Source organism: Micromonospora sp. NPDC003241 (assembly GCF_053589795.1).
Genome location: NZ_JBSFSO010000022.1, coordinates 53,884 through 77,457, shown reverse-complemented (window position 1 = coordinate 77,457; position 23,574 = coordinate 53,884). Strand labels below are relative to the sequence as shown.

Here is a 23,574-nt window from a genome sequence, read left to right as displayed (position 1 = left end):
GATCCGCTCGCTGACGCTCGCTCATGGGTTCTCCTCTCCCAGGCGCAGCACCTCACCGAGGCGCATCCGCCGGTTCACCAGGTTCTCCACCACCAGACCGGCCAGCAGGCCGAGCACCACCAGCGCCAGCACCCCGCCCACGACCAGCGGGTCCAGGTGGTCGCGGATGGGGACCCCGGGAGCGAACGCGGCCAGTCCCAGGGTCGGACCGAGCAGTCGGGGCAGGGCCACCCCCACCGCCGCGCCGGTCAGCGCCGCGACCACCACCAGCGGCACCAGCTCGTACACCAGCAACCGCCGACCGCCCGCCGCCGACAGACCCAGCGTGCGCAGCCGCGACAGCGTCCGTCCCCGGCCGGCGGCGTCGGCGACCACCGCGAACCCGACGGCGAGGACCGCCAGCGCGGTGCCACCGGCCGCGCCCACGGTGAACGCCAGGGTCAACACCTCGTTGGCCCCGGTCCGCTCCAACCCGTCCCGGTACGCCTGCCGCGTCTGCAGGGCCGCCGGCACCTGGGCCCGGGTCACCTCCCTGCCGAGCACGTCGGCCTGTCGCCGCCGCTGTTCCTCGTCGGCCACCGCCAGCAACCGCGTCTCGTCGACGCCGTCGGTGGCGAGCAGGTACCGGTTGGGCACGATCGGGGTGTACTCGTACTCGGGCAGCGCCTGCCACGGCAGCACCACGAACCGCTCCACGCCCAACCCCACCCCGGGGAAGGCGTCGGTGACCCCCGCGACCTGGAAGGCGTACCGCCGACTCTGCACGTCGGCCACCGCACCGTCGCCGACCTCCGCCGCCACCCGGGGCGACACCACCGCCGGCACCGGTCCGTCGCCACGGGCCGCGTCACGCAACGCGGCCGGCACGTCGACGTCCACGCCGCTGCGCGCCACCACCTCGGCGAACGCCGGAGCATCCACCACCAGCACGCGGGCCTGGCCGAGGTGGCGTGCTGCCGGACCGCTGTCGGAGAACAGCCGCCGGTTCGACTCCACCCACACCCGGGCCAGTGCCTGCACCCCGGGCACCGCGCCGAGCGCGTCGGCGGCGTCCGGGGCGAAGGTGTACCCGGTCAGCCAGGCGTCGGCCGGGATGCTCAGCGTGGCGGCCCGGTCGCGGGCGTCGGCCACCGTGGTCGTCACCACGCCACCGAACACGCCGGTGCTGACCGCGACGATCAGCACCGCCAGCGGCCCCCACGCCACCGGCGTACCCCGGCCGACGCGGGCCGCGCCGAGGAACAGCATCGCGCCCCGGGCCCGGGTGGCGAACCGGCCGACCAGCCGCAGCGGCCACGGCAGCAACCGGATCGCCACCAGCGCGGCGGCGACCGCGACCAGCACCGGCACCGCACTCAGGTACGCGTCGACGCCACCGGCCGCGTCCAGGCCCCGGCGGCGGAGCAGCACCACGCCGAGCCCGGCGAGCACCAGCACGCCCGCCTCCAGCGTGAGCCGACGCGCGCTCGGACGCTGCGCCACCACGTCCACGCGGCCGGCGGCCACACCGACCCGCCGATGGGCGAGCACCGCCAGCACCGGCACCACGACGGTGGTGAGCACCGCCAACACCGGCACCGGCCAGGGCACCCCGGTCGAGCGGCCCGGCACCACCGCCCCGGCCAGAGCGCCCAGCAGCACCGCGAGCTGCTGTACGGGCACCGCCTCGACGAGCAACCGGCGACCGATCGTGCCCAGCGAGGCCCCCCGCGCCCGCAGCAGCGTGAGTTCCGCCCGTCGACGTCGTACCGCGAGCCGGGCCGCCAGCACGATCAGCCCGAGCAGGCTGGCCAGCAACCCGGTCTGCACGACGGCCAGCAGCGCCCGGACCGACCGCAGTTCGTCGGCGAAGCGCACCAGCGCGGTGTCCAGCGAGGTCTGCACCAGCGCACCCGGGACCGTCTCGGCGCGGCGGGTCTCGGCCACCGCCGCGGTGACCGCGTCGAGCACGGCGGTGTCCAGCCGCTGCTCGTCGAGCCGGTACCGCCAGCCGCTCACCGCCGGCACCCCGGCACCGGCCGAGATCCGGTCCATGCCGGCCCAGTCGGTCACGCCCGCCACCACGTACGGGTCGCCGTCGAGCAGCGGCACGGTCGGGTTCAGCGCCGGCCGCAGGTCGTCCCAGACCGGGTCGGTGGCGTCCCGTGGCGTGAACACCCCGACGACGCGTACCCGGGCCTGCCGGTTCCCGCCCCCGAACCGCAGGTCGGTGCCGGGTCGCAGGGACAGCACCTCGGCCACCTGCACCGACACCGCCAGCTCGGCCGGGCCGCCCGCCTGGGTACGCGGCCACCGTCCGGCGGTCACCTCGGCCGCCTCCTCGACGCCGGTCTGGGCGCGTACCCCGAACTCCTTGCGCGCGCCGCCGTCCATGGGTGGCTCGTCCCCGCTGGCCAGCAGCACCGCCGGGGCGATCGAAGAGGCGTACCACCGGTGGTCCACCAGGGCGGGCAGCGGCTGTGGCAGCGCGGCGGCGTACCGGTCCAGCTCGGCCTGTCCGGCCTCGGCCGGTGCGGGACGCGCCACGCCGAAGGAGATGTCGCGGACCAGGTGCGGAAGGTCCCCGACGTCGGCCCGCAGCCCCCGGTCGGCGTACCCGTCGGCGAGTCGCGGCGCGGCGGTCACCAGCAGCGCCGCGACCAGCCCCAGCAACGCCAGCAGACCCACCTGACCCGCGTACACCCTGATCCGGCCGATCATCGGGTCTCTCCATCCGTGACGGCCGGACGACGGCGCATTCCGGTGGAGGCGGCGGCGCTGAACGCCAGTGCCAGGGCCAGCAGGCCCACGCCGGTGGCGAGCACCGGGGGCCAGTCGACGCTCAGCAGCGGTGGCGGGTGCGGGCGTTCGGCGGACGGCGTCAGGATCACCAGCGGTGCCATCGTCGCGGCGACCCCGACACCCACCAGCAGGCCGACCAGTACGCCCATCCCGGCGAGGAACGACTGCTCGGCCAGCAACGACCGGGCCACCAGGCGTTGACCGGCGCCGAGGGTGTGCAGCACCGCCAGTTCGGTGGCCCGGCGTCGCGCGGTGGCGCTGACGTCCACGGCCACGCCCACGGCGGCCAGCAGCACCGCAGCCAGCGCGGCGGCGAACAGCGCACCTCGCGCGCCCACCCCGAACGGGTCGCGGGCCAACTCGGCGGCGACGTCCTCGCGGGCCAGCACGGTGAGGCCGCCGAGCGCGCCGGCCGCCTCGGCCACGCGCTCCGCCTCGCCGGGCCGCACGGCCAGCCACCACTCCTGCGGCGACCGGACGAGCCCGTGGTCGTGGAAGAGTCGGGCACCCAGCGAGGGCAGGTCGACCAGCAGCGCGGCGTCCTCGGCGTCACCGGGTAACGCGGCCACGACGTCGACCACCACCACGTCGACCTCGGCCCCGCCCAGGAACAGCCGGGTCTGCGCGCCCACGTCCAGGCGCAGCGCGTCGAGGGCCGCCGTGGTGGCCACCACCGGCACCCGGGTCGGGTCGGCGGTGCGGGTCACGGCCAGGTGCAGCGGGGTACTGCGGGCGAACCAGCCGCCCGGCACGTCCCGCGAGTAGCGGGCGGTCAGCCCGGCGTCGGAGGCGGTCGCACCGGTGGCGGCACCGGTGCGGTCGACCAAGTGCCACGCGCCGTCCCCGGTCAGCGCGACCGGGGTGCCGGGCGAGTCGTCCGGGCTGGCCCGCAGGTTCGACAACCGCCAGTCGAAGCTCGTCCGTGGTGCCCCGAGGGTCTCCGTGGCGAAGCCGGCCAACCGCCACGGGCCGGGGCCGGTCGGCAGGTCGACGGCGAACCGCAGCGGTGTGCCGTCCCGGTCGCCGGTGCCCAACACCAGCCTGCGGTGCGTGCCGTGCGGGTCGAGCAGCACCACGTGGTGGCGTACCGGGGAGTTCGTCTCGGTGTCCTCGATCCGGGTGCTCACCTGCCCGGTGAGCCGCCGGGTGCCCTCCGGCAGCACCGTGCCGGGCGCCTCGACCCGGCCGGCGGTGAGCGTGTCGAGCAGGTCGGTGGTGGAGCCGCCGGCCAGGTCGGCCCGCAGTCGCACCACCGGGCCGGCGGCGTCGGCGTCGACCGCCAGCATGGTGGCCGGTGCGGCGGCCGGCCCGAGTCGTACCGTGTCGCGCCAGGCCGGCAGCGGCACCTGCACGCCCGGCAGCCCGGCGAGTTGGTCGGCCCGGTCGGCGGCGGCGGAGCCGTTGACCTCGGTGAGGCGCAGGTCCGCGCCGACCAGATGCGCGGCCTGGTCGTCCAGCGAGCGCCGGGAGGTGCCGGCCAGGGACCAGGCGAGGGTGCCGACCGCCACGGCGAGGGCCAGCAGCAGCACCGGTCCGGCGTGCGGTCGTCGTCCGGCCTGCCAGGTGCCGAGCATGACGGCCGTCCACGGCTTGCGGTCCACCCACCGTTCGGCGAGCCGGACCAGCGGCGGCAGCAGCCGCAGCGCCAGCACCGCGCCGGCCAGGACCCCGAGCGTGGGTGCGGCGGCCAGCAGCGGATCGACCCCCAGGTCACCGCCCCGGGACCGGGACAGCGGGGAGGAGTAGCGGCTGAGCTGGTACCAGGCGAGCAGGGCCAGCCCGACCAGCAGCACGTCCAGGCCGGCACGCTGCACCATGCCGCGACGGCTGGGCCGGGAGCGGCTGGCCAGGTCGGCGACGTAGCTGTCGCCCCGGCGCAGGCTCGGCCCGATCATCGCCAGCGCGCAGCCGGCCGCCGCCGCCCCGGCGACCAGCCACACCGTCGCGTCGGGTACGCCACCCGGTCGCAGCGACACCGCGCTGAGCCCCGGCAGGCGGCCGGCGAGCCCGAGCACCTGCCCGGCGAGCAGCGGGGCGAGCACCGCGGCGGGCAGCACGACCAGGGTGGCCTCCCGGGCGGTCAGCCCGGCCAGTTGCCGACGGGCGGCGCCCCGGGCCCGCAGCAGCGCGGTCTCACTCCGGCGGTGCTCGGTGAGCAGCACGGCGACGAGCAGCAACGCGTACCCGCCGAGCACCACCACCAGCAGCATCGGGGTGACCAGCGCCGACCGGCCGACGAGGGTGGCCTGTTGCAGCCGGCGTACCAGGGTGGCCAGGTCGCTGGTGGCCATCGCCGACTCGCCGAGCCCGGCCTCGGCCGGGGTGCTGGTGGTGATCCGGCCGGCGGCCTCGGCCAACCGGTCCAGGGCGGTGGGGCCGACCGCGGTCAGGTCGGGTTCGACGAGCCAGCCGGCGGAGGCGTTGGGCAGGAAGTGGGTGAGGAAGTCCTCGCGGGCCACCGTCATCGGCCCGTACGTGGCCGACTGCGGCAGCGCGCCGGTGGCCGTCTCCGGTGCCAGCCGCCAGTACGCGTCGTCCGGGTCCAGCGGCGTGAACAGCCCGGTGACGGTCACCTCCGTGATCCGCCCGGTGAGCCCGTCGGTGATCGGGACGCGGTCACCGACGTCGACCCGCAGCGTCCGGGCCGCCGCCTCGGCGAGGGCGGTCTGCACCGGCTCCGCGCCGGCCTGCGGCCAGGTGCCGGCGGCCAGCCGGGCGTGCGCGGGCAGGTCGTCGAGGAACATCACCGACGCGTACGTGGTGCCGGTGCGGTCGGCGACGCCGTTCCCGGTGTCGCCGCGCAACTGCCGTCCGGCCGCGTACCCGGCGGCGGTGACCTGCGCGGGCAACCCGCCCAGGTCGGTGTCGACCTGGGCGCGGAGCGCGGCGTCGCGGTCCCGCAGCGCGTCGGCGGTCCGCCCGGCGGAGGCCCGCACCAGCAGCGACCGTTCCGCCGCGGTGGCCTCGGCGAGCACGGTGCGGGTGCCCGAGTCGACCACGTCCCGGTTGTAGGCGGCCAGGCCGGTCAGCGCGACCGTCGCCACCAGTGCCGCTCCGGCCGCGGCGAGCAGCAGGCCCTTCGTGCCCCGGGCACGCCGCCACGCGAACCTCATCCGTCCTGTACCCCCGCCGGTCCGCGGGCCGGTGCGGCCCGTGTGCGCTTGTCGTCACGCACCAGAAGCGGCGGGCCCCCGGGAAAGGTTCGCAGCAGTGATCGTTTCGTTATCCGACGTGGCGACGCCGGTGGTTCAGGCTTCGGTCCAGGCGGTGGCGCGCGGACCGAGGTCGCCGCTGCGGTGGTGGCGTCGGCACAGCACCTGGTAGCGCACGTCGGCGTCGTCGACGGTGTCGCCGATGACCACCTGCTCGCCCTCGCGGACGATCCGCCCGCCCGCGACCCGGGCGTTGAGCAGGCCCTCCCGGCCGCACCAGCAGAGCACCTCGACCTGGATCCGGGCCACCGAGTCGGCCAGCTCGAACAGCCGCTGGGCGGCCGGGAACAGGCAGGACCGGAAGTCGGTGGCCAGTCCGAAGGCGTACACGTCGACGTCGTAGCTGTCGACCAGGTCGGCCATCTGCTCGACGTGCTCGACGGAGTAGAAGCTGGCCTCGTCGCAGATCAGGTAGTCCACCCGTACCCCGTCGGCCCAGGCGTCGCGGACCAGGGCGCGCAGGTCGAGCCCGTCGGTCACCTCGATCGCCTCGTGCGCCAGACCGATGCGGGTGGTGACCTGCGGGCCGAGGGAGCGGTCGATGCGGGTGGTGACCAGTCCCCGGCGGCCCTGCCGGGAGTGGTTGTAGTTCATCTGCAACGCCATCGTGGACTTGCCGCAGTCCATCGGGCCCCAGTAGAAGCGCAGCGCGGCGGCGTGCGCGGGCCGCCCGTCGACGCCACGGGCGGCCACGCACCCACCCGAGGGGTCGCCCGGACCGGCCATCCGGGGGCGGGCCAGACAGGTGGGTACGGGGTCTGCGGCGCTCGTCACGGACCGGCAGCCTAGCCGATCGACGGCGCCCACCGGTCCACCGACGGCCCGCCGGTGTGCCTCACAGCACCCGTGGCGGCGTGTTGCCGGCAGCCACGATCGCGCGCCGGATCGGCACCGCCAGCAGCAACAGGAACCCGACCACGAAGAAGATCAGCAGGGAGACCAGACCCACCCGGTAGGAGTTGGTGAGCTGGAACACCAGACCGAACGCGAGCGGCCCCAGCCAACTGGTGCCCTTGTCGCTGATCTCGTAGAAGCCGTAGTACTCACCTTCCTTGCCGGCCGGGATGAGCTGGCTGAACAGCGACCGGCTCAACGCCTGGCTGCCGCCGAGGACCAGGCCGATGGCGGCGCCGAGCACCATGAACGGCAGCGGCGCCTCGGCCGGCAGCCGGAACGCGCCGAGGATCACCGCGGTCCACAGCACCAGGCTCAGCAGGATGGTCTTCCACGCGCCGATCCGTCCGGCCAGCCAACCGAGGCCGAGTGCGCCGCCGAACGCCAGGAACTGCACCAGCAGGATCGTCACGATCAGGGTGCTCTGGTCCAGCCGCAGTTCCTCGGTGCCGTACTGGCTGGCCAGGGTGATGACGGTCTGGATGCCGTCGTTGTAGACCAGGAACGCCAGCAGGAAGAACAGCGTCAACGGGTACGCCTTGATCTCCCGCAGGGTGCGGCCGAGTTGCCGGAAGCCATCGGTGAGCACGTTGCCGCCGGGACCCGCGGCGACCGCGGCGGCGGTCGGACGCTCACGCAGCCAGCGCAGCGGCACCAGGGTGAACACCGCCCACCACACGCCCGCCGAGACGATGGACCAACGGGCCAGGTCGAGGGTGCGTTCCGGGGTGCCGTTGTCGAACGACTGCACCGCGACCAGGTTGAACGCCAGCAGCAGGCCACCGCCGAGGTAGCCCAGCGCCCAGCCGCGACTGGAGATGCCGTCCCGCTCGTCGGGCCCGCCCAACTGCGGCAGGAACGAGTTGTAGACGACGATCGCCGCACCGAAGCTGATGTTGGCGATCATGAACAGCGCGCCGCCGAGCAGGTACCGGTCACCGGTGACGAAGAGCATCCCGATGGTCGCGCCGGCGCCGGTGAAGGCGGTGGCGGCCAGCAGCCGCTTCTTGTGCAGCGACCGGTCGGCGATCGCGCCGATCACCGGCAGCACGAAGACGGTCAGCAGCACCGACAGCGAGATCAGGTACGGGTAGTACGAGCCGGCGGCCACCTTGATGCCCAGCGGGTAGACGTACCCGCTGCAGTCGTCGGCGCCGAGCTGGCAGCCGGCGGCCATCTTGGCCACGCTGGTCAGGAACGGCCCGAGGAACACCGTGATGACGGTGGTCTGGAAGGCCGAGTTGGCCCAGTCGTAGAAGTACCAGCCGGTGCGCTCGCGACGCGTACTGGCGGGTTGCGGGGTGTCGTCCTGCGCGGCAGGGGTCGCCGTCTCGGCCATGTGGGGTCCTTTGCCCGGGGTGTTCAGGCGGCCCAGTGGCCGCGGCTGCGGTAGACGTCGCGCAGCACGCCGACGTGGTCGGTCATGATGCCATCCACACCGAGATCAAGTAACTCGTGCATCTCGGCAGGTTCGTCGATCGTCCAGACGTGCACCTGCAACCCGAGTCGATGGGCGGTGCGCAGCAGGCGGCGGTCCACCACCGGGATCCGGCCGAAGCGCACCGGCACCTGCGCGGCCACCACCGACGGCGGTAGCCGCACCGGCCGACCGGTCAGCGAGGCCCAGCGCAGCCGGGCCACTCCGCGTACGCCGAGGCTGGTGGCGACCCGACCGTGGGTGAGGGCGCGCAGCCGGGTCAGCCGGGCGTCGCTGAACGAGGCGAGCAGCACCCGGTCACCGGCGCCGGCCCGCGCCACGGTGGACACCGTCGGTGCCACGCCGGGGTCGGACTTCACGTCGATGTTGAAGCGCACCTGCGGCCAGGCGTCGAGGACCTCGTCCAGGCGGGGCACGGCGGCGGCCCCGCCGACGCGTACCGTGGCGAGGTCGGCCCAGCGCAGCGTGGACAGCCGCCCCCGCTGCCCGGTGAGTCGTTCGAGGGTGTGGTCGTGGAAGACGACGGCGACCCCGTCGGCGGTGCCGTGCACGTCGGTCTCCACGTACCGGAAACCCAGCTCGACGGCGCGGGCGAAGGCCGCCGTGGTGTTCTCGTCGCCGTCGGCGGCACCGCCCCGGTGCGCGAAGGCCAGCGGCGTCGGGGCGTCGAGGTACGGGTGACCGGATGGCACGCAGCGCAGTATGCCCGGCGCCGGTGGCCTGCGGACGACCGGCCGGTGACCGACGCGTGCCCACCGCCGGTGCCGGATTCCGGACAGTGATCGGGCCGATCCGCTTCGCGACGGTCACCATGTGGCAGTGATGCCGTGGCAGCCGTTCGCGCAGCCCGGGTCGCCGACGGCGCCCCGGTCGACGCTGACCGCCCATCCGGTCGACCCGCTGCCGCCCCGGGTCACCCCGCCGGACGGGTCGCCGCAGGCGCGCCGGACACCGGCCGGCGCCTGGTTGTTCGTGGCGGTGGCGGTGGCCGGCGGTAGCCGGTGGGGAGCCGAACTGGTCCGGGGGTGGGCCGCCGACCTGCCCTCCGCCGACGGCGTGCCGGGGCTGGCGGCGGAGCTGCTTCGCGTCCTGCTCTGGGCGGTGACCTGGCCCCGGTGGGAACTGGCACCGGCGCAGCCGCCGATGGTCGGGTACTGGCTCTCGGAGAACCTGCGCACGCTGCTGTTCGTCGCCGGCACGGTGTGGCTGCTGCGTTGGCTGGCGGACCGACCCGCGCCGTCTGCGGCCTACCGGGTGTGCGCGGTGGTCGGCGTGGTCGGCGTGGCCACGGTGCTCGCCGCGCTCGGCGGGGCGCTCGTCGGCATGCTGCTGGTCCCCGACGATCTCGTGTTGTCCAGCGACCCGCAGCGGTGGATGAGCGTGACGGTGACCGACGCGCTGCAGGCCGGGCTGTTCTACGGCCCGCTGCTGGCCGTGGCCGCGACACGATCCGAGGCGCGCCCGCGCCGGGTGGACGGGGGATGGCCGGGATGACCGGACGTACGGATCCGCCGGTGGTGCCGGGACAACGCCCGTCGTCCCCGCCGGTGACCAGCGAGGCGACCCGCTACCTGTGCGTGGCCGCGCACACCGACGAGCGGTTCGCCGAGCGGGTGCTCGACGAGGTGCTCGGCGACGAGTTGCGGGCGGTGGCACCCTCGGTGGGCGTCGACGTCTCGCCGGTGCTGCGGCACTGCCTGGTGGCCCGCCACCGGCGGCGTCGCCGGGACCTGCGGCTGTTGGTCTTCGGTGGCCTGGCGGTGCTGCTCGCCCCGCTGTGGACCCTGTTGGTGATCGGCGCGATGTGGGTCGGCACCTCTTTGACCCCGTTCCGCCCGACCCGGGAGCGGATGCTCGGTCCGCTGCTGGGCATGATCGTCGTCGCGCTCAGTGCTCTGGTCCTGCTGATCCGGTTCCAGCTGGTCACCGTCGTGGGGTCCAGCCCGGCCGGGTGGCTGATCGGGCAGCCGTGGCTGGCTTTGCCGGCCGGGATCGCCGCGTTCCTGGCACTCGCGATCCACCTGCACGGCACCCGGTGGCTGCTGGTGACCCGGTTGCGCCGGGACCGGTTCCTGGCGACGGCGCCCGACGAGGTGTCCCTGCCGTCCCGGTACGCCGACCGGCTGGCCGCCGTCGACGAGGCGCAGCACGGCAACGTCACCGTCTACGGCGGGTACGTGCCGTTCGTCGGACACGGCACACCGGTGGCCGGGTGGTCGTTCGCGCTGCCGATCCGCCCGGCCGAGCACGTCACCGGGCTGAGCCGACCGGAGCGGCCGGAGCCGGCCCCGTTCACCGTGCTGGAGCTGATCGACCACGTACGCGGGCGGCTGGCCTCGCTCGACGCCGGCCTGGGGGCGGACCGGCTGGCCGGGCTGACGCTGGAGGACCGGGTCTTCGTCGGCGGCCACCTGCTGACCGGCGACCCCCGGCTGCTGCCGGACCAGGAACGGGCGCCGCGTCAGCGCTTCACCGCCGAGGAGGTCCGCCAGGTCGCCGCGAATCCGCAGGGCGCGGCCCGGCACTATCTGTGCGCGCTGGTGCCGTCCTGGGGCGCGGAGGTGGTGGCGGGGACGTTCCTGCACTTCTCCACCGACGGGAAGCTGCTCTATCTGGAGTGCGCCCGCACGGTGCTGGAGCCGCCCCGGTGGGCGTACCACGAGGTGGACCGGCTGACCGACTGGATGTCGGCGCGGCAGTTGGTGCAGATGCTCGCGGTCGCCACCGACCGGCTGGTGCCCACCGCCGTCGGTGCCGCCGGCCGGTTGCTGACCGACCTGGGTCACGCGCTGCGGCACCGGGCGCGACAGGCGCGGCTGCGGCGGCTGGCCCGCGAGGACCTCGGCTACGACCACGGCGCCCGGGTCGGGGTGCGGGAGTTGGCGACCGGCACCGACTACCACAACTACTTCCAGGTGCTCGACGCGGCGAAGCACCTGAAGGTGGTGGAGCGGCACGTCCTCGCCGCGATCGTGGACTTCCTCGACGAGCGGGGCCTGGACACCGCCGAGTTCCGCAGCCGCCAGATGACGATCCTCAACCAGGGCATCGTCCAGACCGGCGGCCTCAGCGTGGTCGGCAACCAGGCGGTCGGGTCCGGTGCCCGGGCCGAGCAGCACGGACCGTCGGCACCGGCCGGTGGCGGTGAGCGGCCACGGCCGGCATGAGACACAGGGGAGAGGCGCATGTCGGAGACGTCGGCGAACTACGGCATCCAGCAGTCCGGCGGGGTCAGTCAGGTCGGTAACCAGGCTGTCGGCCCGGGCGCGTCGGCGGTCGGCGGCGCGCTCTGGGCCACGGCGCCCGGCGTGGACGTCCCGGCGCTGGTGACCCGGCTCGTGGAGGTGCTCGACCGGCACCGGGACGAGTTGGACGACCCGGCCCGCGCGGTGGCCACGGAGCTGCGGGCGCAGCTGGCCCGGCCGCATCCGGAACCGGCGCGGGTGACGGCGTTGTTGCAGCGCCTGGCGGCTCTGGCGACGCCGGTCGCGCCGGTGGCGTCGGCGGTCACCGAGGTGCTGCGCGCGATCCAGCAGGCCGGCTGATCCGCACCCGAGCGGGCTGACTGATCCACGCCCGACAGGCCGGTGGCGCGCCCCGCGTCCGGGCGGGTCAGCCGGTGGCGGGGCGGCGCCGGTGGGAGCGGCTGGTGTCCACCGGGCGGCCCGGGTCGACGTGCCGGGGCCGGTCGGGTTCGTCCGGGCGCAGTGGCACGAGGGTGTCGGTGAGGGCGTCGATGATCCGGTCGGTGGCCAGGCGGGCGACGCCGGGCGTACCCGGACGCAGGTCGGTCAGGTCGACCGGGTCGCCGAAGTGCACCCGGACGGTGGGGCGGCGGAGCAGTGCGCGGGCGACGCCGCCGAGCAGGCCCTTGGGCGCCTGGTACGGCAGCACCTCGTGCGAACCCCACTGCGCCACCGGCACGACGGGGGCGCCGCAGGTCAGGGCGAGCCGGGCGGTGCCGGTCTTGCCGCGTTCGGGCCACAGGCCCGGGTCGAGGCCGATCCGCCCCTCGGGATAGACCAGGATCGGCGCGCCCCCGGCGACCGCGGCGGCGGCGTCGTCCAGGGCCCGGTGTACGCCGGTGGTGCCCCGGTCGACCCGGATGTGCCCGGCGCGCCGCATGGCGGTGCCGATCACCGGGGCGCGGAACAGTCCGCCGGTGGCCATGATCCGGGGCGCCACCCGGCGGCTGCGGCAGGCGGCGGCGAGCACGATCGGGTCGAACGGGCTGAGGTGGTTGGCGGCCAGGATCAGCGGCCCGTCGCGCAGGTGCGCGGGGATGTCGCCGGTGACCTCCAGCCGGGCCAGCGCGCCGACCACGACGCGGGCGAGCGTCTGGGCGGTACGCCAGATCAGCGGCGGCTGCCAGGGGGAGTGGGCGTGGTCCACAGCCGGTGATGGTCGCACGGCGGAACCTGCCTCCGCCGGACAGGGGGGCCGCCCGGCGGAGGTGAGCAGGGTCATTGGTCCCGGGCCGGTTCGGGACCCCCGCCCCTACCTCACGTCGTACGACGGGCTGTAGTATTTACTACGTCTTGTAGTATCAGCAGCCCTGGGGGTCGCAGGTGGACGCGTTGGACGTCGCCCGCTGGCAGTTCGGTGTCACCACCGTCTACCACTTTCTCTTCGTACCGCTGACCATCGGACTCTCCGTCCTGGTCGCCATCCTGCAGACCCTCTGGCACCGCACCGGGGACGAGAAGTACCTCAAGCTCACCAAGTTCTACGGCAAACTGTTCCTGATCAACTTCGCGATGGGCGTGGTCACCGGCATCGTGCAGGAGTTCCAGTTCGGCATGAACTGGAGCGACTACTCCCGCTTCGTCGGCGACATCTTCGGCGCCCCTCTCGCCATCGAGGCGCTGGTCGCCTTCTTCCTCGAATCCACCTTCATCGGCCTGTGGATCTTCGGCTGGGACCGGCTGCCCAGACGCCTGCACCTGGCCAGCATCTGGGCCGCCGCGATCGGCTCCAACCTGTCGGCGTACTTCATCCTCGCCGCCAACTCGTTCATGCAGAACCCGGTCGGCTACTGGATCAACCCGGAGACCGGGCGCGCCGAGCTGACCGACTTCGTCGCCGTGCTCACCAACAAGGTCGCCCTGATCACCTTCCCGCACACCATCGCCGGCGCCTTCCTGGTCGCCGGGTCGCTGCTGGTGGCGGTCGCCCTGTGGCACCTGATCCGCCGCCCCGACAGCGAGGACACCCCGGCCTACCGGTTCGCGGCCCGCTTCGGCTCCTGGGTCACCCTGGTCGCCGCCGCCGTCGTGGTGATCACCGGCGACATCCAGGGCAAGATCATGACCGAGGTGCAGCCGATGAAGATGGCCGCCGCCGAGGGCCTCTACGACACCGAGAGCCCCGCCTCGTTCTCCGTACTCACCATCGGCAGCCTCGACGGCAGCCGGGAACTGTTCGCCATCAAGATCCCGTACCTGCTGTCGTACCTGGGCACCGGCGACCCCAATGGCACCGTGCACGGCATCAACGACCTCCAGGCCCTCTACACCGCCCAGTACGGCCCCGGCAGCTACACCCCGATCATCCCGGTCACCTACTGGAGCTTCCGCTTCATGATCGGCTTCGGGCTCGCCGCCGCCGCCATCGCCCTGCTGGTGCTCTGGTCACAGCGCAGGGGCCGCACGCCGCGCGGGAAGTGGCTGCTGCGCGCCGGCCTGGTCATGCCGGTCCTGCCGCTGCTGGCCAACTCCTTCGGCTGGATCTTCACCGAGATGGGCCGCCAGCCCTGGATCGTCTTCGGCGAGATGCTCACCCGCGACGGCGTGTCCCGCAGCGTCTCCCTGGGCGAGGTGCTCACCAGCTTCGCCGCCTTCACGATCATCTACGCCGTCCTCGCCGTGGTCGAGGTCAAACTGCTGATCCGGTACGCCAAGGCCGGCGTACCCGACGTCACGCCCGCGCCCGAACCCGACGACACCGACGACGACGCGGACCGCCCGCTCGCGTTCGCCTACTGACCCGGAGCCCCACCGTGGAACTGACCACCATCTGGTTTCTCCTCGTCGCCGTGCTGTTCACCGGCTACTTCATCCTGGAGGGCTTCGACTTCGGCGTCGGCATGCTACTGCCCGTGCTCGGACGCGACGACCGCGAACGCCGCGTCATGATCAACACGATCGGGCCGGTCTGGGACGGCAACGAGGTCTGGCTGATCACCGCCGGTGGCGCGATGTTCGCCGCCTTCCCCGAGTGGTACGCCACCCTCTTCTCCGGCTTCTATCTGCCGCTGCTGCTGATCCTGCTGGCCCTGATCGCCCGGGGCGTCGCCTTCGAGTACCGCCACAAGCGCCCCGAGGCGTCCTGGAAGCGCCGGTGGGACAACGCGATCTTCTTCGGCTCGCTCATCCCGGCGATCCTGTGGGGCGTGGCCTTCGCCAACATCCTGCGCGGCGTACCCCTGGACGCCGACCACGAGTTCGTCGGCGGACTGGTCGACCTGCTGCACCCGTACGCGCTGCTCGGTGGCGCGACCACGGCGGCGCTGTTCGCCACCCACGGCGCCGTCTTCATCGCCCTCAAGACCGTCGGCGACATCCGGGGCCGCGCCGCCACCCTCGCCGTGCGTCTCGGCGTGGTCACCGCCGTGCTGGCGGTCGCGTTCCTCACCTGGACCCTGACCATCCGCTCCAGCACCGCCGCCGTGGTGCTGGCCACCGGCGCCGCCCTGGCCCTGCTCGGCGGTCTCGCCGCCGCCCGGGTCCGGCGCGAGGGCTGGGCCTTCACCGGCACCGCGCTGGCCATCGGCTTGGCCGTGGCGACCCTGTTCGCCGCGCTGTTCCCCACCGTGATGCCCTCCACGCTGGACCCGGCCGGCACGCTGACCGCCACCAACGCCGCCTCCACCCCCTACACGCTGCGGATCATGACCTGGGTCGCGGTGTTCTTCACCCCGATCGTGCTGGCCTACCAGGGCTGGACGTACTGGGTGTTCCGCAAGCGCATCGGCGTCAAGCACATCCCGCAGCACTGACCGGATCGGCCCGGGACCCCGCATCCCGGGCCGATCCGGCACCATGACCTGATGCCTCACCAGCACACCTACCGCACCACCGTCACCTGGACCGGCAACCTCGGCACCGGCACCAGCGGCTACCGCGCCTACCGACGCGACCACGACGTGACCGCCGACGGCCCGCCCCCGATCGCCGGCAGCTCCGACCCGACCTTCCGGGGCGACCGCACCCGGTGGAACCCCGAACAGCTCCTGCTGGCCGCGCTGTCGCAGTGCCACATGCTGGCCTACCTGCACCTGTGCGCCGACAACGGCATCGTCGTCACCGACTACGTCGACACCGCCACCGGCAGCATGACCACCGACAACAAGACGGGTAGCGGCCACTTCACCGAGGTCGTCCTGCGTCCCCGGGTCACCCTCGCCGATCCCGCCGACACCGACACCGCGACCGCGCTGCACGACCACGCGCACCGGGTCTGTTTCATCGCCAACTCGGTGAACTTCCCGGTCCGGCACGAGCCGAGCACCGGCACCTCCTGACCCGGGCGACGACACACGTGGGGCCCGGGACGCATCCGTCCCGGGCCCCACGCTCACCTGATGCCTGCCTCAGCTCGCCTCGCGCAGCTCCGCCAGCCGGGCCTCGATCTCGGCCAGCTCGGCCCGCAGCTTCTCGGCCTGCCGCTCGGCCTCGGACCGCTCCGACGCCAGGATCTGCTCCACCGCCTCGTGCACACCGGGCACGTCCACCAGCGCCACCATCCGCAGCGCCTCGGCCGGCTTGAGCACGTACGGCTTGGCCAGCACCTTGCCGCCCTGCTGCGCGGCCACCGTCCACTCGCCCTCGGCGTACGCCAGGGTGACCGTCAACCCGGCCGGCCCCTTCGGCTTGGCCGCCTTCACCGGCCGCCGCGCAGCGGGCTTGGCCTCGACCGTCTCCACCTTCGGCTCCTCCTGTCGCACCGGCTCCTCCCGCCGGGGCTGCGGCACCCGGTCCAGCACGAACTCCGGCTCCGCCACCGGCGGCTCGACCGGCGCCGGCTCCACCTTCGTCTCGGCCGGTTTACGGCCGGCGCCCCGGGGCGCCACCGCCACGTCGGCGGGGGAGAAGGGCAGCTCGTCGCGGCCGAAGCGCACCACCACGTACTCGTCGGACACCGCCGGGTCGGTCAGTTCGACCACCTGGCCGATCTGCCCGGCGATCTGACCGGCCGAGGCCGTGAACACCACCTTCGGCTTGCGTCCCGCGGCCAACGCCTCTCGGATGCCGCGCACCTCGTCATCGGACAAACCCTGGCCAGCGACACCCATCGCGCTCCCTCATCCGTCGTACACGTGTTCAGTCGCCTGCTTTGATACCAGTCCCCGGCGACATCGTGAAGATCAGCCCCCCAACGCTTTCAGCGCCCGGTCCGCGTGCCGGTTCATGTCCAGTTCACTGTGCACCACCTCGACGAAACGTCGATCGACGCCGATCACGAAGGTCATCCGTCGGGTGCTCAACGCGCCGAGCGGCAGCCGCCGTCGTACCCCGAACCGGTCCGCCACCGCGCCGTCGGGGTCGGACAGCAGCGGGAAGTCGAAGTCGTTGCGGCGGGAGAACTCGGCCTGCCGTTGCACCGGGTCCCGGCTGATGCCCACCCGTTGCGCGCCCACCGCGGCGAACTCCGCCGCCAGGTCACGGAAGTGGCAGCTCTGCGCGGTGCAGCCGCGCGTCATCGCGGCCGGATAGAAGAACAGCACCACCGGCCCGTCCGCCAGGAACTCCGACAGCCGCCGGAGGCGGCCGGTCTCGTCCGGCAGCGCGAAGTCCTCGACCAGTTCCCCGACACCCACACCCGCCATGTGCGCTCCTCACTCGACACCGTCGTCGGCGAGAGCGTATGCCACGCCCGGTCACCGGCCGTGTCCTCGGCCACACCCGGCTACCGGGGCCGGCGAACGCCCCGGTAACGTCGCCGACACCGGCTCGGGGGCAGGGGAGACGATCAATGGCACCGGTCACCGTCATCACCGGCGGCGGGCGCGGCATCGGCGCGGCCACCGCCCGGCGGCTGGCCCACGCGGGCCACCATCTCGCCCTCGGCTACCGGCGCGACCACGCCGCCGCCGACGCCGTCGTGGCCGAGCTGCACGCCATCGGGGTACGCGCCGTCGCGGTGCCCGCCGACACCCGCGACCCCGACCAGGTGGCCGCCCTGTTCGCCGCCGCCGAGGCCCTCGGCCCGCTGACCGGCCTGGTCAACAACGCCGGTGTCACCAGCCCGATCGGTCCCTTCACCGAGCTGCGCCTGGACGACCTGCGCGAGGTGGTCGACGTCAACCTGGTCGGCTACGTGCTCTGCGCGCAGCAGGCGGCCCGGCGGATGACGGCCGGCGGGGCGATCGTCAACATCTCCTCGGTCGCCGCCACCCTCGGCGGTCCCGGCGAGTACGTCCACTACGCCGCGGTCAAGGCCGGCACCGACGCGCTCACCGTCGGTCTGGCCAAGGAGTTGGCCCCGCGTGGGATCCGGGTCAACGCGGTGGCCCCGGGCATCATCCGCACCGACATCCACGCCCTCTCCGGGCAGCCGGACCGGCCCGAGCGGGCCGCCGGGCGGATCCCGCTGGGTCGTCCCGGCGAACCCGACGAGGTCGCCGCCGCCATCGCCTGGCTGCTCGGCCCGGACGCCTCCTACACCAGCGGCGCGGTGCTGCGCGTCGGCGGCGGTCTCTGACCCGCTCCGCTTCTCATCCCTGCCCTGGCGTGCGCGGACGCGCCCGTCGGGTGGGTTGACCATGTCCCGCCGCAACCCCTATCGTTCCAGTACGTCGAACGGCGTACGGCTCAGTCGAACATTCTGATGGGGGTGTCGTGGTCGAGACCGCTCTGGGCGTCATCGTCCCGCCGGCCAACCCGACCGTCGAGCCCGAACTGCGCCGCCTGCTGCCGCCACGGCTGCGCTACCACGTGGCCCGCCTCCCGGTCGTCGACGGCTCCCTCGCCGACCGGCTGGACCGGTACGCCGACCTGCTCCCGGAGACCGCCGCCACGCTGCGGGGACTGGAGCTGGGGGCCACCTACGTCGCCTGCACCGGCTGCTACTACCGGCACGCCGACGCCGACCACGTCGACCGGGCCGCCGGCGATCGGCTCGGCAGCCCCGTGGTCGGTGCCGCGAGCGCCGTGCGGCAGGTGCTCGACCGGCTCGGCGTACGGTCGCTGACGCTGGTGTCGCCGTACCCGCAGTGGCTCACCGCGCAGGCGGCGGAGTTCTGGCGGGCGACCGGCCGCACCGTCACCGAGGTGGTGGCCGTGCCCGGCACGGGCGCCATCTACGACCTCACCTCGACCACCGTCGGCGACACCGTGCACCGCGTGCTGGACACCCTGGACGCGACCGCCGCCGACGGACACGCGGTGCTGCTCACCGGCACCGGCGCGCCGAGCCTGGACGTGCTCGACGAGGTCGTGCCGCGCTCGCCCGTGCCGGTGCTCTCCTCGAACCTGGCCGGCGCCTGGCAGTCGATGCGGGCCGCCGGGGCCGCGCACCTGGCGGCGCAGTCGCCGAGTCCGGCGCTGCGACACCTGGCCGACGTCCTGGCCGCCACCGACACGACGCAGATCGCCGGCGGGACCGCCGGCCGGAAGGAGTGAACGTGCCGCCAAGCCACTCGGTGCAGGCACCGGTCGTCGTCCTCGGCGGCGGACCGGTGGGCATGGTGACCGCCCTCGCGCTGGCCCGGTACGACATACCCGTGGTCGTGCTGGAACAGGGCCACGACGAGGTGCGCTCGGAGTGGCGCGGTTCGACGGTGCACCCGCCCACGCTCGAACTGCTCGACGAGCTGGACCTGGCCGCGCCGGTGCTCGCCGAGGCCGTCCGGGTACGTCGGCTGGACTACCGCGACCTGGAGCTGACCGAGTCGGCCCAGTTCTCCTACGACCTGCTGGAGGGCGAGACCCGCTACCCGTTCCGGCTCCAGTACGAGCAGTACAAGCTGGTCCGGCAGTTGCGTCGGGCGGTCGCCGCGGCACCGAACGTGGACCTGCGCTTCGGCCACGAGGTGGTCGGGCTGCGTCAGGACGACACCCGCGTGGAGCTGGAGGTGGCCGTCGACGGCGAGCGGCGTACGGTGTCGTGCCACTGGGCGGTGGCCGCCGACGGCGCGCGAAGCATCGCCCGCAAGCTGCTCGACGTGCCGTTCCCCGGTTTCACGTACCCGTCGATGAGCCTGGTGGTGGCCACGCCGTTCCGGTTCGAGGACGCGGTGCCCGATCTCAGCGAGGTCGGCTACTGGTCCGGCCCGCGCGGCCGGTTCTCGCTGATCCGCACCCCGGACATCTGGCGCGCCGCGCTGTCCACGAACACCGGGGTCGACGACGAACCGCCGACCGGCACCCACCCGGACTTCCTGGCCGCCGTGGAGCTGCTGCTGGGTTCCCCGACCCCGCCGGACGGGCTGCTGCCGCTGCACCAGCACCAGATGTACCGCAGCCACCAACGACTGGCAGACTCGTTCCGGATCGGCCGGGTCCTGCTGGCCGGCGACGCCGCCCACCTGAGCAGCACCACCGGGGGCATGGGCCTGAACTCCGGCATCCACGACGCGATGGCGGTGGCCGCGGCGCTGGCCGAGTCCGACCAGGACACCGCGACTGCCGCGTACGCGCAACGACGCCGCTCGATCGCCGAACGCTTCGTGCAGCCGACCACCACCGAGAACCGCACCTCGGCGGACGCGGCGGACCTGGCGGGACGCCGCGAGCGGCTGGTCCGGCTCCGGGCCGTGGCCGACAACGCCGAGGAGGCCCGAGCGTATCTACGGCGGGTCAGTATGCTCGGGATCCAGCACTAGGCGCCGCACGCCGGTGCCCACCCGCGAAGTGCCGCCCGACGGCACGCACGAGAGGTCACGGTCGAATGGAGTCAGCGGTGCCGGTGAGTGAGCCGGCGGACGGCCACCGTTACACCGCGAGCGGCCTGGGTCGCGCGCTGGCCGTGATCGACCTGCTCGCCGAACGCAGTCCCGAGATGGTCGGGGTCTCCACCGTCGCGCGGGACCTGAGCCTGCCCAAGGCGGTGGCCCACCGCATCCTCAAGGAGCTCACGGCCAACCAGTTCGTGACCTTCGACGAGGCCACCCGGCGCTACCGGCTGGGGCCGGGCGCGCTGGCCGCCGGTCTGGCCGCGCTGCGCGCCATCGACGTGCAGGCGACCACCAACCGGCACATGCGGCGGCTGGTGGAGATCACCGGCGAGACGGCCACGCTGTCGATGCGGCAGGGCTGGGTGCGGGTCTACACCGACCAGGTGCTCTCGCCGCACGAGATCCGGATGTCGGTCACGCTCGGTTCCCGGCACTCGCTGGTCGCCGGTTCGTCGTCCAAGGCGATCCTGGCGGCGCTGCCCGACGCCGAGGTCTCCGAATACCTGTCCACGCACGAGCTGGTGTCGATGACGCCGGCCACCATCACCTCGGTCGACCAGCTCTGGGAGGACCTGCGGGCGGTACGCGGGCAGGGCTACGCGGTGAGCCGGGGCGAACGGCAGGCGGGGGCGGCGAGCGTGGCGGCGGCCATCCGGCTCGCCTCCGGCGAGGTCTACGGGTCGTTGTCGCTGTGCGGCCCGCAGGACCGTTTCTCCGCGCGCCTGCTGGCCGAGTACGGCGACCTGGTGGCCGACGCGGCCCGCCAGGTCAGCGCCGAGCTGGGCTACCAGCCCGCCCCGGAGCAGGTCGAGGCGGCTGCGGCCGCGCCGGCGAAGCGTCGCAGTCCCCGTCGTCAGGTGGCGCGTGCCTCGGCCGACCAGGTCGACAGCAGCTCGGCCGAGGTCGTGGTCTCGCAGAAATAGAAGCCGAGGTTGCGGATCGCCGGCTCGGCCAGGTCCGGGCGGGTCCAGCCGACCATGTCCGTCGGCAGGGTGACGGCCAGGTCGGCCATGTACGCCTCGCGCACGGTCGAGTCGACGCAGACGTTGGCCGCCGTGCCGACCACCACCACGTGGTCGCGTTCGTGTGCCCGCAGCAGGTTGTGCAGGGGCGTGCCGACGAAGGCGCTGTAGCGCGTCTTCTCCAGGTGGCAGTCGTCGGGCGCGGGGCGTAGCCCGTCGGCGAGTTCGGCGCCCCAGGAGCCGGCCGCGCAGACGCTGAGCGGGCTGCGTCCCATCGCCTCGGCGCGCGCCCGACGGGCCGGCGACACGAGCTGGTCGTGGGCGGCCTGGCGGACCCAGACGACGAGGCAGCCGGCGGCCCGCGCCGGGTCCAGGAATCCCGGCAGTCGGCGGGCCAGGTCGGCGTTGACACCGACGTCGGCGCCGAGCGTCGCCATGGCTCCTGCGGGCGAGCAGAAGTCGTTCTGCATGTCGATGACCAGCACCGCGGTCCGCTGCGGGGGGCACTTCATGAGGTTTTCTCCCAAATCAGGGGATTGATCCGGATCGATGATGCCGAGTCGGGTCCTACAGGCCATTGACCTTGCCGCCGAACATAGCTTACGTTCGCACCAACAGAACGGCGTACTGCACAAGCGAACAATCTCGCGATCAAACGCGGGCCGGTCGGTGACAGGGGTAGCCCATGAGTGCGATCAAAGTGGAGGGCGTCAGCAAGGTCTTCGCCGGCGCCGGCGGGCAGTCGATGCTCGCCCTGAGCGACGTCTCGCTCGACATCGCCGACGGTGAGTTCGTCGTGTTGCTCGGGCCGTCCGGGTGCGGCAAGACCACCCTGCTGCGCATCATCGGTCAGTTGGAGAGCCCGACCGTCGGCCGGGTGAGCCTCGACCACGGCACGCGGTCCGACGGCGACCGCCCCCTGGGCTTCGTCTTCCAGGAGGCCACCCTGATGCCCTGGCGGACCGCCGCCGCCAACGTGGCCCTGCCGCTGGAGATGGCCGGCGTCGGCCGCCGGGAACGCACCGCGCGGGTCCGCGAGATGCTCGAACTCGTCGGCCTACCGGAGGCGGAGGGGAAGCACCCGCACCAGTTGTCGGGCGGCATGCGCCAGCGGGTCTCCATCGCCCGCGCGTTGGCACACGACCCGCAGGTGCTGCTGATGGACGAACCGTTCGGCGCGCTCGACGCCCAGACCCGCGACATGATGAACTCCGAGCTGCAGCGCATCTGGCTGGAGAACCGCAAGACGGTCGTCTTCGTGACGCACTCCGTCTCCGAGGCGGTGTTCCTCGCCGACCGCATCGTGATGCTGGGGACCAAGCCCGGCCACATCCACTCCATCACCGAGGTGACGCTGCCCCGGCCGCGCACCATCGACATGACCGAGACCGCCGAGTTCCGCCATCTCGCCGCCGAGCTGCGTCGACAGATCGGCGCGGTGCAGGACCCCGACAACCGATCCGCCGTCTCGGCCTGACCGCATACCGAGGTGCCGCACAGTGACTGCCACTAAAGAGCGCCAGCCGGCGCCGACACCCTCCGCCGAAGAGTTGCTGAAGCCACCACCGCCGACCTGGAAAGAGCGGCTGCGCAACAACCGGTGGCTGTCCTTCTACACCAGCCCCCTGCTGATCGCGCTGTTCCTCGTGGCGTGGAAGATCTACGTCGAGGTCACCGACCTGTCCCGGTTCGTGCTGCCGCCGCCGGAGGCGGTGTTCAAGGCGTTCAGTGAGCAGATCGTCGACCCGTTCGTCTGGCGGACCCACATCTGGACGACCTTCTACGAGGTCATGATGGGTCTGGCGCTGGCGATCGTGCTGGGCGTCGGGCTCGGCCTGATGATCGGCAAGTCGCCGCTGTTCGACCGGATCGTCCGGCCGTTCATCGTCGCCACCCAGGTCGTGCCGAAGGTCGCGCTGGTGCCGCTGTTCATCCTCTGGCTCGGCTTCGGCCCCTCGTCCAAGGTGGTCATCGCCGCGCTGCTGGCCTTCTTCCCGCTGCTGATCAACACCTCGTTCGGTGTCCGCTCGGTGCCGGGCTCCATGCACGACCTGATGACGACGCTCAAGGCGTCGCGGTGGACACGGTTCTGGAAGGCCGACCTGCCCTACACGATGCCCTTCATCCTGGCCGGCATGGAGCTGGCGGTCGTCCAGGCGACCATCGGCGCGATCGTCGGCGAGTACCTCGGCGGTGACAAGGGCCTCGGCCGGTACGCGGTCAACCTGCAGAACAACCTCCAGGTCGACAAGCTGTTCGGCGCGATCCTGATCATGGCCCTGTTCGGCTTCACCCTCTACAGCATCGTCACCGGCGCCCGCCGGCTGCTGATCCCCTGGCACGAGTCCGTGCAGCCGCGCCGCCGCCCCTGACCGACGGCCCGGCTCTCAC

At 73.3% G+C, this 23,574-nt stretch carries 21 protein-coding genes; 12 read left to right on the top strand and 9 right to left on the bottom strand.

Annotation, left to right across the window (positions count from 1 at the left end; all coding sequences use genetic code 11):
• Positions 1 to 21: 21 nt before the first annotated feature.
• The 5 genes from ACWDVW_RS18855 to ACWDVW_RS18835 all read right to left on the bottom strand — a co-directional run bounded on the left by ACWDVW_RS18855 (position 22) and on the right by ACWDVW_RS18835 (position 9,017).
• Positions 22 to 2,700, bottom strand: a complete 2,679-nt coding sequence (locus tag ACWDVW_RS18855; protein ID WP_449950387.1) for an FtsX-like permease family protein — start codon at positions 2,698 to 2,700, stop codon at positions 22 to 24.
• On the bottom strand, positions 2,697 to 5,894 hold the full coding sequence (locus tag ACWDVW_RS18850) for an FtsX-like permease family protein (protein WP_449950384.1): 3,198 nt from the start codon (positions 5,892 to 5,894) through the stop codon (positions 2,697 to 2,699). Before ACWDVW_RS18850 ends, ACWDVW_RS18855 begins: the two co-directional genes overlap by 4 nt.
• Before the next feature lie 135 nt (positions 5,895 to 6,029).
• The gene (locus ACWDVW_RS18845; RefSeq protein ID WP_350694929.1) at positions 6,030 to 6,719 is read right to left on the bottom strand and encodes a thymidine kinase; all 690 of its coding nucleotides are present in this window, start codon (positions 6,717 to 6,719) and stop codon (positions 6,030 to 6,032) included.
• A gap of 109 nt (positions 6,720 to 6,828) precedes the next feature.
• A complete protein-coding gene (locus tag ACWDVW_RS18840; protein WP_350694305.1) occupies positions 6,829 to 8,226 on the bottom strand; it encodes an MFS transporter in 1,398 nt (465 codons plus the stop codon).
• 23 nt (positions 8,227 to 8,249) lie between these two features.
• Complete coding sequence (locus ACWDVW_RS18835; RefSeq protein WP_449950381.1) at positions 8,250 to 9,017, bottom strand: glycerophosphodiester phosphodiesterase; 768 nt, start codon at positions 9,015 to 9,017, stop codon at positions 8,250 to 8,252.
• A 121-nt stretch (positions 9,018 to 9,138) separates the two neighbouring features.
• Between ACWDVW_RS18835 and ACWDVW_RS18830 the strand changes: the two genes are divergently transcribed.
• The 3 genes from ACWDVW_RS18830 to ACWDVW_RS18820 are packed head-to-tail and all read left to right on the top strand — an operon-like array spanning position 9,139 to position 11,870.
• Complete coding sequence (locus tag ACWDVW_RS18830; protein ID WP_449950378.1) at positions 9,139 to 9,819, top strand: hypothetical protein; 681 nt, start codon at positions 9,139 to 9,141, stop codon at positions 9,817 to 9,819.
• A complete protein-coding gene (locus ACWDVW_RS18825) occupies positions 9,816 to 11,492 on the top strand; it encodes a hypothetical protein (protein WP_449950375.1) in 1,677 nt (558 codons plus the stop codon). The genes ACWDVW_RS18830 and ACWDVW_RS18825 overlap by 4 nt, the downstream gene beginning before the upstream one ends.
• An 18-nt stretch (positions 11,493 to 11,510) precedes the next feature.
• Positions 11,511 to 11,870 carry a hypothetical protein gene (locus ACWDVW_RS18820; RefSeq protein WP_131052273.1) on the top strand — a complete coding sequence of 120 codons (360 nt, stop codon included), beginning with the start codon at positions 11,511 to 11,513 and terminating at the stop codon, positions 11,868 to 11,870.
• A 67-nt stretch (positions 11,871 to 11,937) separates the two neighbouring features.
• Here ACWDVW_RS18820 and ACWDVW_RS18815 read toward each other — a convergent pair whose 3' ends face one another.
• Entirely contained in the window at positions 11,938 to 12,717 is a 780-nt protein-coding gene (locus ACWDVW_RS18815; RefSeq protein ID WP_449950372.1) for a lysophospholipid acyltransferase family protein, read from the bottom strand.
• Between the two features lie 176 nt (positions 12,718 to 12,893).
• Between ACWDVW_RS18815 and ACWDVW_RS18810 the strand changes: the two genes are divergently transcribed.
• The 3 genes from ACWDVW_RS18810 to ACWDVW_RS18800 are packed head-to-tail and all read left to right on the top strand — an operon-like array spanning position 12,894 to position 15,847.
• Complete coding sequence (locus ACWDVW_RS18810; protein ID WP_449950370.1) at positions 12,894 to 14,309, top strand: cytochrome ubiquinol oxidase subunit I; 1,416 nt, start codon at positions 12,894 to 12,896, stop codon at positions 14,307 to 14,309.
• A gap of 14 nt (positions 14,310 to 14,323) precedes the next feature.
• Positions 14,324 to 15,322, top strand: coding sequence for a cytochrome d ubiquinol oxidase subunit II (gene cydB, locus ACWDVW_RS18805; RefSeq protein WP_449950368.1), 999 nt, complete (start codon positions 14,324 to 14,326; stop codon positions 15,320 to 15,322).
• Between the two features lie 51 nt (positions 15,323 to 15,373).
• Positions 15,374 to 15,847, top strand: coding sequence for an OsmC family protein (locus ACWDVW_RS18800; RefSeq protein ID WP_449950365.1), 474 nt, complete (start codon positions 15,374 to 15,376; stop codon positions 15,845 to 15,847).
• A gap of 69 nt (positions 15,848 to 15,916) precedes the next feature.
• Here the strand turns inward: ACWDVW_RS18800 and ACWDVW_RS18795 are convergent, their stop codons facing one another.
• Complete coding sequence (locus tag ACWDVW_RS18795) at positions 15,917 to 16,618, bottom strand: hypothetical protein (RefSeq protein WP_449950363.1); 702 nt, start codon at positions 16,616 to 16,618, stop codon at positions 15,917 to 15,919.
• A gap of 72 nt (positions 16,619 to 16,690) precedes the next feature.
• Positions 16,691 to 17,152 (bottom strand): peroxiredoxin, encoded by a 462-nt coding sequence (locus tag ACWDVW_RS18790; protein ID WP_449950360.1) that lies wholly within the window; start codon positions 17,150 to 17,152, stop codon positions 16,691 to 16,693.
• Between the two features lie 146 nt (positions 17,153 to 17,298).
• On the opposite strand from ACWDVW_RS18790, the gene ACWDVW_RS18785 reads away from it, so the two are divergent.
• From ACWDVW_RS18785 to ACWDVW_RS18770, 4 genes are all read left to right on the top strand, one after another.
• A complete protein-coding gene (locus ACWDVW_RS18785) occupies positions 17,299 to 18,027 on the top strand; it encodes an SDR family NAD(P)-dependent oxidoreductase (protein ID WP_449950357.1) in 729 nt (242 codons plus the stop codon).
• Positions 18,028 to 18,164: 137 nt separating this feature from the next.
• Positions 18,165 to 18,947, top strand: coding sequence for an aspartate racemase/maleate isomerase family protein (locus tag ACWDVW_RS18780; RefSeq protein ID WP_449950354.1), 783 nt, complete (start codon positions 18,165 to 18,167; stop codon positions 18,945 to 18,947).
• A 2-nt stretch (positions 18,948 to 18,949) separates the two neighbouring features.
• The gene (locus ACWDVW_RS18775) at positions 18,950 to 20,149 is read left to right on the top strand and encodes an FAD-dependent oxidoreductase (RefSeq protein ID WP_449950352.1); all 1,200 of its coding nucleotides are present in this window, start codon (positions 18,950 to 18,952) and stop codon (positions 20,147 to 20,149) included.
• 77 nt (positions 20,150 to 20,226) lie between these two features.
• Entirely contained in the window at positions 20,227 to 21,144 is a 918-nt protein-coding gene (locus tag ACWDVW_RS18770; protein WP_449950349.1) for an IclR family transcriptional regulator, read from the top strand.
• On the opposite strand, the gene ACWDVW_RS18765 is transcribed toward ACWDVW_RS18770, so the two are convergent.
• Entirely contained in the window at positions 21,075 to 21,695 is a 621-nt protein-coding gene (locus ACWDVW_RS18765) for a cysteine hydrolase family protein (protein ID WP_449950346.1), read from the bottom strand. The two genes, ACWDVW_RS18770 and ACWDVW_RS18765, sit on opposite strands and share 70 nt — an antisense overlap.
• Positions 21,696 to 21,868: 173 nt before the next feature.
• On the opposite strand from ACWDVW_RS18765, the gene ACWDVW_RS18760 reads away from it, so the two are divergent.
• Positions 21,869 to 22,660, top strand: coding sequence for an ABC transporter ATP-binding protein (locus ACWDVW_RS18760; RefSeq protein ID WP_176094142.1), 792 nt, complete (start codon positions 21,869 to 21,871; stop codon positions 22,658 to 22,660).
• A 22-nt stretch (positions 22,661 to 22,682) separates the two neighbouring features.
• Positions 22,683 to 23,555, top strand: a complete 873-nt coding sequence (locus ACWDVW_RS18755) for an ABC transporter permease (protein WP_131052286.1) — start codon at positions 22,683 to 22,685, stop codon at positions 23,553 to 23,555.
• Positions 23,556 to 23,574: the final 19 nt, after the last annotated feature.

Coding starts and splice junctions, on each gene's coding strand:
- ACWDVW_RS18855 (WP_449950387.1), bottom strand. CDS start 2,700: ATGATCGGCCGGATCAGGGTGTACGCGGGTCAGGTGGGTCTGCTGGCG.
- ACWDVW_RS18850 (WP_449950384.1), bottom strand. CDS start 5,894: ATGAGGTTCGCGTGGCGGCGTGCCCGGGGCACGAAGGGCCTGCTGCTC.
- ACWDVW_RS18845 (WP_350694929.1), bottom strand. CDS start 6,719: ATGGCCGGTCCGGGCGACCCCTCGGGTGGGTGCGTGGCCGCCCGTGGC.
- ACWDVW_RS18840 (WP_350694305.1), bottom strand. CDS start 8,226: ATGGCCGAGACGGCGACCCCTGCCGCGCAGGACGACACCCCGCAACCC.
- ACWDVW_RS18825 (WP_449950375.1), top strand. CDS start 9,816: ATGACCGGACGTACGGATCCGCCGGTGGTGCCGGGACAACGCCCGTCG.
- ACWDVW_RS18820 (WP_131052273.1), top strand. CDS start 11,511: ATGTCGGAGACGTCGGCGAACTACGGCATCCAGCAGTCCGGCGGGGTC.
- ACWDVW_RS18800 (WP_449950365.1), top strand. CDS start 15,374: ATGCCTCACCAGCACACCTACCGCACCACCGTCACCTGGACCGGCAAC.
- ACWDVW_RS18795 (WP_449950363.1), bottom strand. CDS start 16,618: ATGGGTGTCGCTGGCCAGGGTTTGTCCGATGACGAGGTGCGCGGCATC.
- ACWDVW_RS18790 (WP_449950360.1), bottom strand. CDS start 17,152: ATGGCGGGTGTGGGTGTCGGGGAACTGGTCGAGGACTTCGCGCTGCCG.
- ACWDVW_RS18785 (WP_449950357.1), top strand. CDS start 17,299: ATGGCACCGGTCACCGTCATCACCGGCGGCGGGCGCGGCATCGGCGCG.
- ACWDVW_RS18765 (WP_449950346.1), bottom strand. CDS start 21,695: ATGAAGTGCCCCCCGCAGCGGACCGCGGTGCTGGTCATCGACATGCAG.
- ACWDVW_RS18760 (WP_176094142.1), top strand. CDS start 21,869: ATGAGTGCGATCAAAGTGGAGGGCGTCAGCAAGGTCTTCGCCGGCGCC.